Source organism: Tardiphaga sp. 172_B4_N1_3, from assembly GCF_052076035.1.
GTDB lineage: Bacteria > Pseudomonadota > Alphaproteobacteria > Rhizobiales > Xanthobacteraceae > Tardiphaga > Tardiphaga robiniae.
Genome location: NZ_CP197238.1, coordinates 6,073,349 through 6,088,466 on the forward strand (window position 1 = coordinate 6,073,349; position 15,118 = coordinate 6,088,466).

16 protein-coding genes are annotated in these 15,118 nt (G+C 61.0%); 10 read left to right on the forward strand and 6 right to left on the reverse strand.

What is annotated here, in order from left to right; all coding sequences use genetic code 11:
- The first annotated feature begins 128 nt into the window (after positions 1 to 128).
- Positions 129 to 2,258, forward strand: coding sequence for an RNA polymerase sigma factor RpoD (rpoD, locus tag AB7783_RS28630; protein ID WP_089262093.1), 2,130 nt, complete (start codon positions 129 to 131; stop codon positions 2,256 to 2,258).
- 186 nt (positions 2,259 to 2,444) lie between these two features.
- On the opposite strand, the gene AB7783_RS28635 is transcribed toward rpoD, so the two are convergent.
- Complete coding sequence (locus AB7783_RS28635; protein WP_441279499.1) at positions 2,445 to 3,269, reverse strand: LytTR family transcriptional regulator DNA-binding domain-containing protein; 825 nt, start codon at positions 3,267 to 3,269, stop codon at positions 2,445 to 2,447.
- 120 nt (positions 3,270 to 3,389) lie between these two features.
- Here AB7783_RS28635 and AB7783_RS28640 point away from each other — a divergent pair, with 120 nt between their 5' ends.
- The 6 genes from AB7783_RS28640 to AB7783_RS28665 all read left to right on the forward strand — a co-directional run bounded on the left by AB7783_RS28640 (position 3,390) and on the right by AB7783_RS28665 (position 7,682).
- Entirely contained in the window at positions 3,390 to 4,361 is a 972-nt protein-coding gene (locus AB7783_RS28640; RefSeq protein ID WP_441279500.1) for an alpha/beta hydrolase family protein, read from the forward strand.
- Between the two features lie 20 nt (positions 4,362 to 4,381).
- The gene (locus tag AB7783_RS28645; RefSeq protein ID WP_441279501.1) at positions 4,382 to 4,552 is read left to right on the forward strand and encodes a hypothetical protein; all 171 of its coding nucleotides are present in this window, start codon (positions 4,382 to 4,384) and stop codon (positions 4,550 to 4,552) included.
- A 15-nt stretch (positions 4,553 to 4,567) separates the two neighbouring features.
- A complete protein-coding gene (gene ku / locus AB7783_RS28650) occupies positions 4,568 to 5,503 on the forward strand; it encodes a non-homologous end joining protein Ku (protein ID WP_441279502.1) in 936 nt (311 codons plus the stop codon).
- Complete coding sequence (locus tag AB7783_RS28655; RefSeq protein ID WP_089262085.1) at positions 5,500 to 5,847, forward strand: hypothetical protein; 348 nt, start codon at positions 5,500 to 5,502, stop codon at positions 5,845 to 5,847. The genes ku and AB7783_RS28655 overlap by 4 nt, the downstream gene beginning before the upstream one ends.
- 409 nt (positions 5,848 to 6,256) lie before the next feature.
- Entirely contained in the window at positions 6,257 to 6,667 is a 411-nt protein-coding gene (locus AB7783_RS28660; protein ID WP_441279503.1) for a DUF4345 domain-containing protein, read from the forward strand.
- A 109-nt stretch (positions 6,668 to 6,776) separates the two neighbouring features.
- Positions 6,777 to 7,682: a hypothetical protein gene (locus AB7783_RS28665; RefSeq protein WP_441279504.1), complete on the forward strand. Its 906-nt coding sequence runs from the start codon at positions 6,777 to 6,779 to the stop codon at positions 7,680 to 7,682.
- 342 nt (positions 7,683 to 8,024) lie between these two features.
- On the opposite strand, the gene AB7783_RS28670 is transcribed toward AB7783_RS28665, so the two are convergent.
- Complete coding sequence (locus tag AB7783_RS28670; RefSeq protein WP_441279505.1) at positions 8,025 to 9,218, reverse strand: hypothetical protein; 1,194 nt, start codon at positions 9,216 to 9,218, stop codon at positions 8,025 to 8,027.
- A 225-nt stretch (positions 9,219 to 9,443) separates the two neighbouring features.
- The gene (locus AB7783_RS28675; RefSeq protein ID WP_068733419.1) at positions 9,444 to 9,680 is read right to left on the reverse strand and encodes a hypothetical protein; all 237 of its coding nucleotides are present in this window, start codon (positions 9,678 to 9,680) and stop codon (positions 9,444 to 9,446) included.
- Between the two features lie 910 nt (positions 9,681 to 10,590).
- Here AB7783_RS28675 and AB7783_RS28680 point away from each other — a divergent pair.
- A complete protein-coding gene (locus AB7783_RS28680) occupies positions 10,591 to 11,418 on the forward strand; it encodes a lytic murein transglycosylase (protein ID WP_441279506.1) in 828 nt (275 codons plus the stop codon).
- Positions 11,419 to 11,707: 289 nt separating this feature from the next.
- Entirely contained in the window at positions 11,708 to 12,937 is a 1,230-nt protein-coding gene (locus AB7783_RS28685; protein ID WP_441279507.1) for a GGDEF domain-containing protein, read from the forward strand.
- A 5-nt stretch (positions 12,938 to 12,942) separates the two neighbouring features.
- Here AB7783_RS28685 and AB7783_RS28690 read toward each other — a convergent pair whose 3' ends face one another.
- A complete protein-coding gene (locus AB7783_RS28690; RefSeq protein ID WP_089262075.1) occupies positions 12,943 to 13,455 on the reverse strand; it encodes a PAS domain-containing protein in 513 nt (170 codons plus the stop codon).
- 173 nt (positions 13,456 to 13,628) lie between these two features.
- Here AB7783_RS28690 and AB7783_RS28695 point away from each other — a divergent pair, with 173 nt between their 5' ends.
- A complete protein-coding gene (locus tag AB7783_RS28695) occupies positions 13,629 to 14,147 on the forward strand; it encodes a DUF4112 domain-containing protein (RefSeq protein ID WP_414716915.1) in 519 nt (172 codons plus the stop codon).
- 38 nt (positions 14,148 to 14,185) lie between these two features.
- Here the strand turns inward: AB7783_RS28695 and AB7783_RS28700 are convergent, their stop codons facing one another.
- Together AB7783_RS28700 and AB7783_RS28705 are read right to left on the reverse strand one after the other, a co-directional pair.
- A complete protein-coding gene (locus AB7783_RS28700) occupies positions 14,186 to 14,470 on the reverse strand; it encodes a hypothetical protein (RefSeq protein WP_068733430.1) in 285 nt (94 codons plus the stop codon).
- A 246-nt stretch (positions 14,471 to 14,716) separates the two neighbouring features.
- Entirely contained in the window at positions 14,717 to 15,097 is a 381-nt protein-coding gene (locus AB7783_RS28705; protein WP_139285870.1) for a hypothetical protein, read from the reverse strand.
- Positions 15,098 to 15,118 lie beyond the last annotated feature (21 nt).

Consider the following 15,118-nt stretch of genomic DNA (forward strand, 5'->3'; position numbering starts at 1 on the left):
GTGGCGATGGATATGCGCCGCCCTTTGTGCGTCAAGCGGTGACGATGATTGGATCGGGGCGCCTGCGCCCCCTGGATTGATAGCGGGGCGGTGACGCCCCCGGCGTGAGCGCGTTTCAGGAGCATTGAATGGCCACCAAGGCAAAGACGCTGCAGACCAAGGACAAGGAAAAAGACGACAAGGCAGCTGACACGCCGGAGAAGGACTCCGCAGACGCGCCGTCACCTTTGCTCGACCTGTCCGACGCTGCCGTCAAGAAGATGATCAAGCAGGCCAAGAAGCGCGGCTTCGTGACCTTCGATCAGCTCAACGACGTCTTGCCATCCGATACCACCTCTCCTGAACAGATCGAAGACATCATGTCGATGCTCTCCGACATGGGCATCAACGTTTCCGAAAACGAAGACAGCGACGGCGAGGAAGAGAGCAAGGACGAGGACGACGATACCGACAACGAACTCGTCGAAGTCACGCAGAAGGCCGTCACCGAAGTCAAGAAGTCGGAGCCCGGCGAGCGCACCGACGATCCCGTTCGCATGTATCTGCGCGAGATGGGCACCGTCGAGCTGCTGTCACGCGAAGGCGAAATCGCCATTGCGAAGCGCATCGAGGCCGGCCGCGAGGCGATGATCGCAGGCCTCTGCGAGAGCCCGCTGACCTTCCAGGCCATCATCATCTGGCGCGATGAACTCAACGAAGGAAAGATCTTCCTCCGCGACATCATCGATCTCGAAGCGACTTACGCTGGCCCCGACGCCAAGAACAACATGAACCCGGCGCTGATCGCCCCGCCCACGGGCGATGGCGAAGCTGTGGCCGAAGGCGCCGAAGCCGTGGCTGCGCCGCCTGCGGCCCCGCCGTCCGCCACGCCGTTCCGTCCGGCGCCGCCGCGTTCGGCACCTGCTGCAGCTCCCGCCGGCGAAAGCACGTCGGAAGGCGCTGCCGACGGCGACATGGACGACGACGAGTTCGAGAACCAGATGTCGCTCGCCGCCATCGAGGCCGAGCTGAAGCCGAAGGTGGTCGAGACCTTCGACAAGATTGCCGACTCTTACAAGAAGCTGCGCAAGCTGCAGGAACAGGACATCGCGAACCAGCTCGAGAGCGCCTCGCAGGGCCCCTCGCTGTCGCCGTCGCAGGAGCGCAAGTACAAGAAGCTCAAGGACGAGATCATCGTCGAGGTGAAGTCGCTGCGCCTCAACCAGGCGCGTATCGATTCACTCGTCGAGCAGCTCTACGATATCAACAAGCGCCTCGTGTCGTTCGAAGGCCGCCTGCTGCGCCTTGGCGACAGCCACGGCGTCGCGCGCGAGGACTTCCTGCGCAACTATCAGGGCTCGGAGCTCGATCCGCGCTGGCTCAACCGCGTCTCGAAACTCTCGGCCAAGGGCTGGAAGAACTTCGTCGCCATTGAGAAGGACCGCATCAAGGAACTGCGCGGCGAAATCCAGCAGCTCGCGGCCCTCACGGGTCTTGAGATCGGCGAATTCCGCAAGATCGTGCACGGCGTGCAGAAGGGCGAGCGCGAAGCCCGCCAGGCCAAGAAGGAGATGGTGGAAGCCAACCTCCGTCTCGTGATCTCGATCGCCAAGAAGTATACCAACCGCGGCCTGCAGTTCCTGGATCTGATCCAGGAAGGCAATATCGGCCTGATGAAGGCCGTCGACAAATTCGAATATCGCCGCGGCTACAAGTTCTCGACCTATGCGACCTGGTGGATCCGGCAGGCGATCACGCGTTCGATCGCCGACCAGGCCCGCACCATCCGCATTCCCGTGCACATGATCGAGACGATCAACAAGATCGTGCGCACCTCGCGTCAGATGCTGAACGAGATCGGCCGCGAGCCGACCCCGGAAGAGCTCGCCGAAAAGCTCGGCATGCCGCTGGAGAAAGTTCGAAAAGTTCTCAAGATCGCCAAGGAGCCGCTGTCGCTCGAAACCCCCGTGGGTGACGAGGAAGACTCGCATCTCGGCGATTTCATCGAGGACAAGAACGCGATCCTGCCGATCGATGCGGCGATCCAGTCCAACCTGCGCGAAACCACCACGCGCGTGCTGGCCTCGCTGACGCCTCGCGAAGAGCGCGTGCTGCGCATGCGCTTCGGCATCGGCATGAACACCGACCACACGCTGGAAGAAGTCGGCCAGCAGTTCTCGGTGACCCGCGAACGTATTCGCCAGATCGAAGCCAAGGCGCTGCGCAAGCTCAAGCACCCGTCGCGGTCGCGGAAGCTGCGAAGCTTCCTGGATAACTAACGGTCGCTGTCGATCACTCGATCCTTCTGATGATGCCCGGCCTCGCGCCGGGCATTTTCGTGTGTGCGTGCCGTGCTTTCACGCGCTCGTTGCCGGGGTACGTGGCTGCAAATATGTTCATGATTTGTTCTTTTCGTCAAGAGGCTTTGTGTCGCGCGTGTCACCCGCCGCGGAGCGGATGGCGGACTACGTGTCGCCAATCGGTCCTGCGCGCGCTGGTTCGGCGCCGCGGTTGTCCGGCGCGGTCTCTGTCGTGAGCCAGCCGGCCTCGCGCACCATGGCCACGGCCGAGCGGGAGACAGGGGCGGTGATCCCGTTGACGAGTTGCAGGCGCAGATTGCGGCCCTCGGTCACGACGCGCACAACGGCCTTCCGCGCGACCCACCATGACCGGTGCACCTGCAGGCCGTCAGCGGTGCCGAGAGCCGTCATGGCCTGATTGAACGTTGCCAGCACCAACCGGGAGTGGCCGGCGATATGGTGGACGCGGACGTAGTGATCTTCCATCTGCAGGCAAAGCACCGCGAAGGGCGGCGCACCGAGCAGGCCGAAAGCCGTTGGCGGCGCGTCGTCGGCTTCCTTGGCCTGGTGCCGCTTGTGTCGTCGCGCCTGAAGCAACAGGGTGAAGCCGAGCACGACAGGCAAGGCGGTGATCAGTCCTTGCACATACCAGTCGAGCGGGCCGAGCCTTCTCAGGAATGGCCATATCGATACGCCGATCCACGCGGTCCAGATCTGAAATGGGACGGTCAGGATGGCGGCGCCGAGGACGATCGCCGTCCACGTCATCCACGGCCTCAACTGGAATCGCAGCACCACGCGGATCAGCGACCCATACAGCAGGATTCCCGACCAGAAGCAGGCAAGCTGAAACGCCACGCGCTGCCATGCCGGTCCATTCAGATAGCTGCCGAATGGTCCGATCACGCCGAGGAAGATGGCGCAGACGGTCGCGATCGCCAGGTCGATGGCCCAATCCCGCAGAAAATCACGTTGCCAAGCGTTGCTCATGACGTCTCATCGCAGCGGTTCGCCCACCGGCGAACCCGTTCGCCCATTGGCGAACAACGGCTGGCGCAGGTTGGCGCCGCTTGCAGAACTCGCGTGTCATCCCGATCCGCAGGAGGTTCCATGCGCAGCATTATCGCACAGGTTTTCGTCGCATTCATCGCTATCGCCGCCGCCAGCCAGGCCGACGCCGCGGTCGGCTTCCAGCATTTCAGCATCAGCGATCCACAAGGGCCACCCATCGAGGTCGGCGTTTGGTATCCCACCGGCGCTGCGCCGAAGCTGCAGGCGATTGAGTCCGATCAACAGATGGTTGCCCGCGATGCGGCACTCGCGGGTGACCGCCTGCCGCTGGTGGTCATATCCCATGGTCACGGGGGCTCCTATGCCGGGCATCTCGACACCGCCATGGCCCTGGCCAATGCAGGTTTCGTCGTCGCCGCCCTCACGCATAACGGCGATAGCTGGCGCGACTCGAGCAACCCCACCGCCATCTGGGAACGGCCGCGCCAATTCAAGCTGGTCACTGATTATATGCTGGACGCATGGGGTGACCATGGGCGTATCGATGCGACGCGCGTCGGCGCGTTCGGCTTCTCGGCTGGCGGTTTCACGGTGCTCGCGGTGGCCGGTGGCGAGCCGGACCTGCGGACTCTCGGGGATCACTGCAGGGCGCATCCCGCTTTCGAAGATTGCCAGATCGTCGAACGGCACCCGCTTCCGCTGGATGCCGCTATCGTCTGGGCCCACGATCCGCGCATCAAGGCGGTCGTCTCCGCGGCGCCCGCCCTTGGTTTTGCCTTCGGTCGCAAGGGCCTGGCGGCGGTCCGTCAGCCGGTCCAGCTTTGGCGGGCCGAGGACGACCAGGTCCTGCCACATCCCTATTATGCGGAGGCCGTCCGCCTCGCTTTGCCGACGTCGCCCGAGGCGCATGTCGTGGCGAATGCCGGGCACTACGATTTTTTGACGCCATGCTCCGCGCAACTGGCAACACGCGTGCCGGCGATCTGCACCAGCAGACCGGGGTTCGACCGCGCTGCATTTCATGAGCGCTTCGATCGCGACATCGTCGCGTTCTTTACACGGGCGCTGTAGTCGCGGCCTGGATCTGGTGAGTGACAGCTCCTTCGTCGGCTCTTGATCGAGATGGGCGCGCGCCTGCGGTGCGCGTCGGCGGCCTCGGCCGCGTGCTGTCGATCGCGAAGGTCGGCCTGCCGAACTGGTTCCGGCGCCGGGAACAAATCGGGCAGGTCCCGCTTGAGTCGGGATTGTGTCGCGTCGTGTGAGTTGGAGTATTTGCCATGGCCCCGCGTGCCAATTGGAAGGGCTTCTTGCGCCTGTCCCTCGTGAGCTGTCCGGTCGCGCTATATCCCGCCACGTCGGATTCCGAGAAGATCAGCTTCAACCAGATCAACCGCAACACCGGCCATCGCATCAAATATCTGAAGGTCGACGCGGATACCGGCGAGGAGGTGGCGGCGGACGACATCATGAAGGGCTTCAAGGTCGATACCGATACCTATGTCGAGGTGTCGAAAGACGAACTCGACAACATTGCGCTGGACTCCACCCGGACCATCGAGATCGACGAATTCGTGCCGAAGGCCGATATCGACCCGCGCTACGCCATCCGTCCCTATTACCTCGTGCCCGACGGCAAGATCGGCCATGACGCCTATGCGGTGATCCGCGAGACCATCCGCGACATGGGCAAGGTGGCCATCGGCCGGCTCGTGCTCACCAATCGCGAGCACATCATCGCGCTGGAGCCGCTGAAGAACGGGCTGATGGGCACGCTGCTGCGCTATCCCTATGAGGTGCGCGACGAGGCGGAGTATTTCGACGACATTCAGGACGTCAAGGTCACCAAGGACATGCTCGATCTGGCGCGGCATATCGTGGAGCAGAAGGCCGCGGAATTCGAGCCCGGCAAATTCGAGGATCGCTACGAGTCCGCGCTGGTCGATCTCGTCAACCAGAAGCGCAGCGGTGTCGCCGTCAAGCCGCATGGCAAGGCGCGGCCCGGCACCAATGTGGTCGATCTGATGACCGCCCTGCAGCAGAGCCTCAAGGGCGGCGGCGCCGCGCCGAAGCCAAAGGCGAAGAAGGCGCCGAAGCGCGCCACCGGCCAGAAGGAAATGCTGCTGCCGATCACCGGCAAGAAGGAGCCCGCGCCGGCGAAGAAGGCGGCGCGGCCGGTGGCCAAAGGGGTGACCAAGGGCAGGAGGGCGGGATGACACGCGCCTGGACCCCGTCGCTGGTGCCGGATGCCGGTGAGCAGACCGTCTATCTCGTGCTGGATTGTTTCGACCGCGCCGGCTGCGCCTGGCGCGAGGCCGATGTCGCGGCGACCGATCTCGAAACCGTCATCGCCGATCTGATGTCCGGCCAGTACAACGATCCACAGCGCGTGATCGCCTTCAACACTGCGGAGCGCTGGGCCGACGACGTGTCGGAAGACGTCGCCCGCGAGATCCGCCGCCGCGCCGACCGGAATTACGAGGACGTCACCTCGTCGCTCGACGACTTCGTCCAGCGCCACGCCGGCCGCGAGCAGCAGCTCACGCTCAGGCTGGCGTGACGCGGGGCCTGAGATACTTCTCCGCGACGAGGGGGTGACCGAATAAACAAGCGGACCGCAAGGTCCGCCTTTTTTATCGTCCGCGCTCTTAACCTCTCCCCGCAATGCGGGGAGAGGTCGACCGGCGAAGCCGGTCGGGTGAGGGGCCGTCACCAGCGCAGCCGCAATCACCGCCTTTCGGGTCGCACTGTCTCGAACCGGGAGAATGTCCGCATCTCCGGACTTGTGCCCCGTCCCTCACCCCGATTGGCACAGCTCGCTGTGCGCGGGAGCGGGAGAGGGGCGCCGCATACGACGCGGCCTACGTTGATAACTCCGACACACCCTTTGATTGTATCCGTTCCCGCGCTAGCGTCTGGCGTTGCCCGATCAATTGTCTTGAAGCACATTTTCACCCGAGGACATTGCCATGACGTCGCTCGCGCCGATGCTGCTCAGCCAGCGCGTTGCCCAGGTCTGTCTCTTTCTGGTCGGCGCCATCGCCATCTTCGGCGGCTCGCTGCAGATGTATATGGGCCAGCCCGAGACCGCGCCGCGGCTCGACAACGTGCATCGCTTCATGGGCGGCATCTATCTGATGTCGGGCGTCATGGGCCTGTGGGCGGCATCGACCATTCGCGAGCACAACACGCTGGTCTTCCTGATGGCGGCGACGGTGTTTGTCGGCGGCCTCGGCCGCGTGCTGTCGATCTCGAAGGTCGGCCTGCCCGAACCGCATGCATTGTGGATCACCTATCTCGTGCCGGAGCTGGTGATCCCGTGGATCATCATCGCGGCGCAGGTGATGACGAACAGGCAGATAGCGGGCGGGGCCGGGTGAGGGGTGTAGGTTGGACTAGCTGAAGCCGTAATCCGTCGTATGCTTGCCTTTCGTATTGCAGCATCGCCGAAAGACCCGGTAGTTTTGATTCCTTGCCATTGGTAAACTCATGTACAACCTTGCCATCTCCGCCGATGAAAACGCTTGGAAGAAGCCGCGAGGCTTTCATGACTACGAGGCCAGCAGGGTCGCGCACGAATACACCACCAACACCCTTCAGGATAAATACAAGGGCAACCTACAAGCCCTTACTGAGAACCCGACGCTATTCGCCTACGAGCAAGGTAGCACGTCTCCGGCGCAAGTCGGCTGGATCACCAAAGTCGAACAGCTTCAGGGCACCGTCCGCATTCATTATGAGATGCAGCCGGATTTTCCCACGGTCCCAGTCGAAAAGTTGACCGAGCTTAGCTGGGATTTAGATTTTGGGCGCCTCGAAATCTATCGGACACATTTCGCGGTGAAAGACGTAAACTTATTGTCCGTTTTGATAGCGGCGAAGATCGTCGAGAAGAGGCAGACGGAAAAAGGGCGCACAGCCGAGGCGGCAAACGAAGAACGGCCCCCTGCTATTCAAATCAAGCCGGAAGTTTTCCGTATTCCAGCGGGCCATCCTGACCCAAAGCTCGCATCAGTGATGATGCCGTTCGGTAAGGAGTTTAAGGACGTTCACGTCGCACTCCAGCAAGCGTGCAAGGACGCCGGAATTACTCTCGAACGGGTCGATAACATCTGGCAAGAAGACGCTATCATCGACGATATTTTCTCGCTGCTGTATCGCTCGACCTACGTCATATGCGATTTCACGGGGAAAAACCCGAACGTCTTTTACGAGGCTGGTATCGCTCACACCTTGGGCCGTACTGTTATTCCGATCGTTCAAAAGGAAGACCATGTGCCCTTCGATTTGCGGCACCGTCGCTATCAGCTTTACGAGGATAGCAAAGAAGGTCTGGCCTCCCTGCAAGCTGCGGTCACCAACCGGCTGAAAACCCTCATCGCCCTTAAAGGTTGATGGGCTATCCTGTGCTATGCAAACTCACGCCTACTGGTCCTCGATCGTCAACATTTTTCATTCGGGGTGAACTTTTTTACGACTTCGTACGCATTTAAAATAGTGCTTACCAACTTTGCCATTATCGGCTCGAAGGAATTCGGACTTCCGCGGTCGCTGGTGTACATCTAGTCCACTCTGTCTATTGCGAGCTTCCTTATGAAACCGCGCCGATTTCCATTGAGATGACCGATGCGATTGCGGAGCGTATTAAAGGCGGTCAATCTCACGTTTATTGTGCTCACCCATCGAATAGCTGGGATCGGTTGAAGGTCGGATTCAGTATTGTCGCTTGACCAACTGCTAGTTAGTAAGCTGAAGGCCGACGTCATCAGCGATCCTCAAAGCCGTGGCGCTCACCACGATGTCTAGAACTTGAAGGGTCGAGTAAAGTTCGTTAGTAGCCATCGATTCTATGTGGCCAGACTCAAGTGAGCTTCCAAAGTCTTGAGTTACACCAAAGTCCTGATGAACGGCGGGTGATAGATCAGAGTAGATACCTCGATGTATTCGGACTCCTAAAGGCGATATTCTTCCTTTTTCAGATTGGTTCGTAAGGGTGTCGACTAGGCTTCCAAACGTTTTTCGAACTGCTTGATCCAAAGATTTGTGTTCGGCGCTTGATTTATTAGTGCGGCTCAGTATCGCCAATGCTTGTAATAGCGCGCCCATTTTCTCAGGGTAGAGCCAGTCAATGTAGAAATTTAGGAAAAGGTCATAAGCTGATCGCGCGAGTGGGCGGATTTGGTAGGCAAGATCATTTTCCAAGAGGATTTTCGTTGCAAACAAAATCTGCTGCAAACTACATAGCGCCGAGAATAGGGTGTGGTGATAGTGAATTGGCGAGTGAATGCTGGGTAAGTGAAAAGAGGTTGTCGCCTCTTTTGTTCGCTCAATATATTTGGATAGCTTTTCTAGAATGTCAGTTGGAGCTTGTTTTGTTAGCTCTTCGTAATCGCCGCAAATTGATATGTAGTGAGAGTGCTTATGTGTGACTAAAGACTCGAATTTGCTACTCAGAGTTTTCGGAATGCCGCGTGTTGCGATGCCGGACTCTTGGAGGCATTCCGGGTGATTTCCGAGGATAACCACCGGAACGCGGCGAATGCCCAGTCGGGAGTAAGCGTAAAACGAGGCGAGATCATCAGAAGAAAGCAGCTTGTTCTTTTCAGGTCCCACGAAATTTTTATATAGGAAAAGAGGCGGTCGAAAACCTCGCCTGATGTCATTTGTGACAACGTCAAGAGCTTTATCTTCGTACGCTCTTCCGACGTGCTCATAAGTGCCATCATCCTTGATTTGGAAAAAGCCTGGAGTGATCGTCCCAATATCTATCCGTGTGTGCACACTTACAAGTTTCCCAGTCAGGTACCTCGTATAAAGCTCGACAAATCTATGGTCCGTCGGATTCGGATTCTCGGACCTTATTTCTGACAATGGCATCTCAACAGTGGCCGGCATTCGTACAAAGTCAGCAATGCCTTTTTTGCGGTTCATGTCCTGAATCCGGAAACGTGTTTCTTGAGGGGCGAATTGCGCGATAGTTTCGGTCGCAGGTGGATAAATGTTAGCACAGCAAAATGAACACACATAAGTTGCAGTGGTAGCGACAACCAATTCGCTTTCCTGGTTCGCTTGGTCTCGTGCCGAGTCGCGCTGTTGCCTAAACGCAAATGGCCGGGACAAGCCCGGCCATTCCAAATTCAGATGCAGCGAAGCTAATTACTTCTTCTTCGCGCCCACGCGCTCGACGCTCTTGATCTCCAGCGCCGGGCGGCCGGACTTTTCGGCGATCTCGCGGTCCTGTTCGGCGATGGCGGCCTTGGCCGGCTCATCGCCGTCGAGTCCGCCCAACAATTCGGAGGGGACGCGGCGGTTGGAGCGCTGCGAGCCGTCTTCATAGAAGACGTTGAAGAAGGCGAATTCGCCTTTGGGATTGGTACCGGGTTTCTTGGCCATGGCGGTTAAGTGGGGGATGGCGCAGGCGAAGTCAAAGCCTTAGCGCGCAAAGCGTGCATGCATCTGTGGGCAAAAGCGGGCATTGGTTACCGGCGGGACGCGCCGCCCAGCCCGCGACCGAAAGTTCATGATTTGTTCTTGACGTTTCAGGAATAAGGATTATTATCCCCTCCGTCCTGCCCCACCGAGAGGGGCGATCGCGATCGTCACGTTCGCGGGGTGGGATGCGGTGGACGCCGGAGATGCGGCGTTACGCGGTTCATGGGTGACGTCTGTCTTCGGGCAGGACGGATCTGCGCCAGCACTGCCACTGGCAAGGAGACGGCCGACCTTCGGATGGAAAGATCCCTGGACAGTGTGACGGACGACCAAATCGAAACGCGTTCGGCCAAGTGCTTTGCGGCTACCCTGTCCCTCCGCCCTGGGACATTAATTTTGGTGATGGGACCGTTCGCCATGGCAGATGTGCAAGCAACCGAAAAAACACCGCAGGCGGAACGCCGGGCAATCGCTCGGCGCCTCCGAAAGTCCTGATGCACTCACAATTGCGGAAGACCGCATTCGCATCAGGTCCAAGGGTGCAACGGGCACCCGGCGTTCCGCACGCCCTCTCACAGGGGGCGGGAATGCAAGCGACGACGGCGCCCCCCGCGCCGCAAACAATGGGGGTGATGACGCATGTCTGAAGATCCCACGCACGTCATTCCGGGGCGCGGCCGGCGCTTGCCGGACGCGAGCCCGGAATCCCGACATGGGAGGCTCAGATAGCGCTAGGCCATGTCGGGATTCCGGGTTCACGCTTGCCGCCTTCGGCGTCGCGCGCGCCCCGGAATGACGAGAACAAGGCGCGCCGTTGTTCGGACACACCGGTCATGCCACACTCCGGTATCGCCAACCCAACAGGTTTTTCATGACCAATCGTATCACCGCCATTGCCATTGCCGCTGTGTCCTTCGTCTCGGTTGCGCTGACGGCCACATCCTCGCAGGCCGCCAAATGCGGCGGCGACTTCCAGGGTTTCATCGCGGCCATGTCGCAGGAGGCGTCCGCCGCCGGCGTGTCGCAGGGCGTGATCTCGCAGGCCTTTGCCGGCGTGACGCAGGACCCCGCGGTGCTGTCGTTCGATCGCCGCCAGCGCGGCACCTTCAACAAGAGTTTCGAGCAATATGTCTCGACCCGCGTCGGCCAGGGCCGCATCTCCATGGGCCTGCAGATGATGCAGCGTCACGCCTCGCTGCTGTCGCGCATCGAGCAACGCTTCGGCGTGCCGCCTGAAATCGTGGTGGCGATCTGGGGCCTCGAGTCGGATTTCGGCAAGGGCGATATCGGCAAGATGCCGGTGATCCGCACGCTCTCCACCATGGCGCATGATTGCCGCCGCACCGAGCTGTTTCAGGGCGAGCTGATCGCGGCGCTGAAGATCCTGCAGCGCGGCGACCTGCCGCAGCGGGACCTGATCGGCGCCTATGCCGGCGAGCTCGGCCAGACGCAATTCCTGCCGTCGAGCTACATCAAATACGGCGTCGATTTCGACGGCAACGGCCATGTGGATCTGCGCCATTCGGTGCCGGACGTGCTGGCCTCGACCGCGAACCTCTTGAAGACCGCGGGCTTCAAAGGCGGCCAGCCTTATGGCGAGGGCACGGCGAATTTCGAGGCGATGCGCGAATGGAACAGGGCCACGATCTATCGCAAGACCATCGGCTATTTCGCCGACCGTCTCGCGGCTGGCCGATAGGCGAGGGGACGATAGGGCGAGGGGACGATAGGGCGAGGGCGCGCGCTTTTAAACTTTTGTTAAGCCGCGCGGCCGCCGGGCGAACTTTGGGAACCCCGATGGTGAAAGTCGGATTAACTCATTCCCTTTCACTCTTTCAAAACCACACTGGGGATTATCCGCCGCGAGTCAGATTCCGTTAAGCGTCGCCGACGCATTTTACCACCTGCTGGGAACGAGTGGTGAGAGTGATGGCGGGGATCGACAGCAGCGCGCAGAAGCGCGACGCACAACGTGGCGGATGCCGCCGATGTTGAACGTCGGCACGCTGTTCACGGTGTTCACCGTCAACTTTTTGGCCCTCGGCGTGGTCTGGGCCTATGTGGCCACCAGCTATCCCAATCTGCACGCCGCACGTTACTGGACAGCCGCCGCGTTCGCCGCGGCGCTCGGCAACAGCATCTCGGTGCTGCGCGGCGTCGGCGTCGATCCGCTGATCGCCATCGTGCTGGGCAACGGCCTGCTGCTGCTGGCCACCAGCCTCGCCGCCATCGGCATGAATCAGTTTTACGGCCGCCCGGCGGGCTGGCGCGCGCAAGCCGTCATCATCGCCGCCAGCCTGGCCGGCCTGCTGCTGTTCACGCTGTGGCACGACAACATGACGATGCGCGTGCTGATCTATTCCGCTGGCCAGTCGATCACCGTTGCCATGACCGTGCCGCTGTTGTGGTCGCGCAAGGATGGCGGCGGCAATGCCGGCGCCCGTCTCGCCGGCTGGCTCGCCATCACGCTCGTTGCTGCGCATGCCGTGCGCTCGGCCGCGGCGCTGGCGAATATCGGCGGCAATATGACCTTTGCCGATTTCAACAATCTCCAGGCCATGATGGTGCTGGTGCTGGTGTTCCTGGCGATGTCGTGGAATTTCGGATTCCTCCTGATGGCCATCGACCGGCTGCGCGGCGAAGTCGCCGAACTCGCACTGGTCGACGATCTCACCGGTGTCGCCAATCGTCGTCACCTGGTGCAGCGTCTCACCGAGGAATGCGCGCTGGCGCGCCGCACGCAAAAGCCGTTCGCGCTGCTGGCGATCGATCTCGACGGCTTCAAGGAAATCAATGACGGCCACGGCCATGCCGCCGGCGACGACTGCCTGCGTCACTTCACGCTGATGACCCAGAGCAAGCTCCGCCCCGGCGACCTGCTCGCGCGTTCCGGCGGCGACGAGTTCAGCATCATCCTGCCGGCGACGACGCTGCATGAAGCGGCAAACATCGCGCGCCGCATTCTGGATGTGTGCCGTGCCGATGCGGCGGCCTGCGCGCCGGGCGAGATTTCAGTCGCGGCATCCATCGGCGTTGCGCAGTGGCAGCCGCAGGTCGGGCAATATCCGGAGCGACTGATCGCGGCTGCGGACCAGGCGCTCTATGCCGCCAAGAACGACGGCAAGAACCGCTTCGCCCTGTGCGATCTCGAAGCGCCGTCGATGGTGCCGGCTCTCAACATGGACGAAGCCATCGACCGCGCCCGCAAGCTGGCCTGATCGCCTCAGTTCATCGTCTTGTCGTGGGTGATGTCGATGATCGCGCCGGGCAGGCGGACGGGGCGGCCATGTCCGTCCAGCGTGCAACTGCCGCGCGCGAGAACCCAGCTGATCCGGTCGTTCTTGATCAACCGACACTCGCACTCAAAGATGCCGCCTGATCGCATCGCGGCTGCGACCGCCGCGTGCACCCGATCAACGTCATCAGGATGGACCGCCGCGAGATAGGCCATGTTCGGCAGACCGCGCGCGGCCGTTTCGGGATCGACATTGAAGAAGCGGGCAGCCCCGGCATCAAGATAGTTGCGGTCGTTGCTGATGTCCCAGTCCCAGAAACCGGCGATCAGTTCACGGGCGGCGAGCCGGCGCGGCATCGGCATCTCGAACGCGTCGTCCTCGGCCGTGGTCTGGTAGGCCTCTGCTGCCGCGAGCCGCAGGATGTAGGAGAGAAATTCGTGCTTCCGCTCCCGGGCGAAGCTTGCAATATCGAGGCACACGTCACCCAAGGGTCGTCGCATCGCTCATCCCCACCCGTTCCCGGCGGGGCCAGAATATAGCGGGCTCCCTGCAATTCAACCGGTGGTTGGAGAATTTCTGCGCAGCAAATATGGGGATCGCGGTGGATCGCCCGATGAGGCGTGACGCGATGCCGCTTGCAGAGTTGGCGCGTGTCCCCCATGTCATGGCCATGATGAGCACAGGTCAATCAACCACTTACGACGCCGGCCGCCCGCGCAAACCGGCGTCCGCGCATGGTCCGATCATCGATCAGGATGGTTTTGAGGTTCGGCCCGAGCAACTTCGGCCGGATGTGCAGGGCTTTCGGTTCGACTTCGGCGCGGGCGCCAATCCGTTTGCCAATCTCACGCGCGAGCAACGGCTGGCGCGGCTGGATGCGCTGGCGAAACTGCTCGACGTCGCCTTCATCGTGCCGGGCACGAAGATCCGCTACGGCATCGATGGCCTGATCGGCTTGATTCCGATCGTGGGCGACATCATCACCACGGCGATCTCGCTATGGGTGGTGCGTGAGGCGCGGGCGCTCGGTGCGCCGTGGCATCTCACGGCGCGGATGCTGGGCAATGTCGCGGTGGACGGTGCTGTCGGCATCGTGCCGTTTATCGGCGATGCGTTCGACGTGATGTTCCGGGCCAATGTCCGCAACGTCAGAATGCTGCGCAAGTGGCTCGAAAAACAGCCCAGACTCTAGTTCAGAGTCCGGGCTGCGATCGTCTCAATTCGTAAAGCTCAAGCAGCGTCGGCGTCGTCGGTCGCCGGCTCTTCGGCGCGCACGCGGCGCTCGAGCGGGAAGTCCTGGCTCTCATAGAGCGAGCGAATGCCGCTCTGGTCGAAACGCGCTTCCTCGACCTGCAGATAGGCGCCGTTCAGCGAGTCAGCCGGCAGCTCCTCGATCGCGAACTGGACGGCGGCGGCGGCCGTATCGAAACGACGATAGGCGAAACCGGCACGCTTTTTCTTGCGGATCGCGGCGGGGAAGAGTTCGGCTGCGGTGTTGTAGCTGAAAGCTGCCATGGTCGGGGACCTCATCTGAATACGCAACGAAACGACGCTTCATTCGCAATGCAGCCGATCCGGCGGCGCGCGGAACATCATTTCAGGACAGACCCCAATATAAGCACGTTTTGGCCGATTGCGACACCTGCGATACAGCATGATGAATCGCCGTGCGCAGACGGTATTGCCGTAATAGCTTTGTGATTTAAAGAGCTTAGCGCGCGCTTAAGGCATGGGCAGCGGCGCGCGCGGCGCAATATTTGCCTATTGTCCGGTCACGTCCGGCAGCGGCACGATTTTCAGGGGGGTGGTATAGGGCTCGACCCGCAGTGCCTCAGTCGACATAAGCCCCACCTGCCGCAAAGGCGCCTGCTCCAGCGCCCCGGCCTCGGCCTTGCGCACGGCGTACTGCCAGGCCGTCAGCGTACCCTTCTGGACCAGATGCTTGGCGACACCGCCAGCGTTCTTGGCTTCGAAAGTGGAGAGCTGATCATCGTTAATGCCGATGATGATCTCGTCCTTGGCCGTGATCACCTTGAACAGCGACACCTTGTCGGTCGCCAGTGCGGGGTGGGACACCAAGCTTTCGAGAATGAGACCCGCAAGGGCAATGCCGAGCAACAAACGGTTTGAACGGGTAGACATCTTGGTACTTTCTTATTCTTC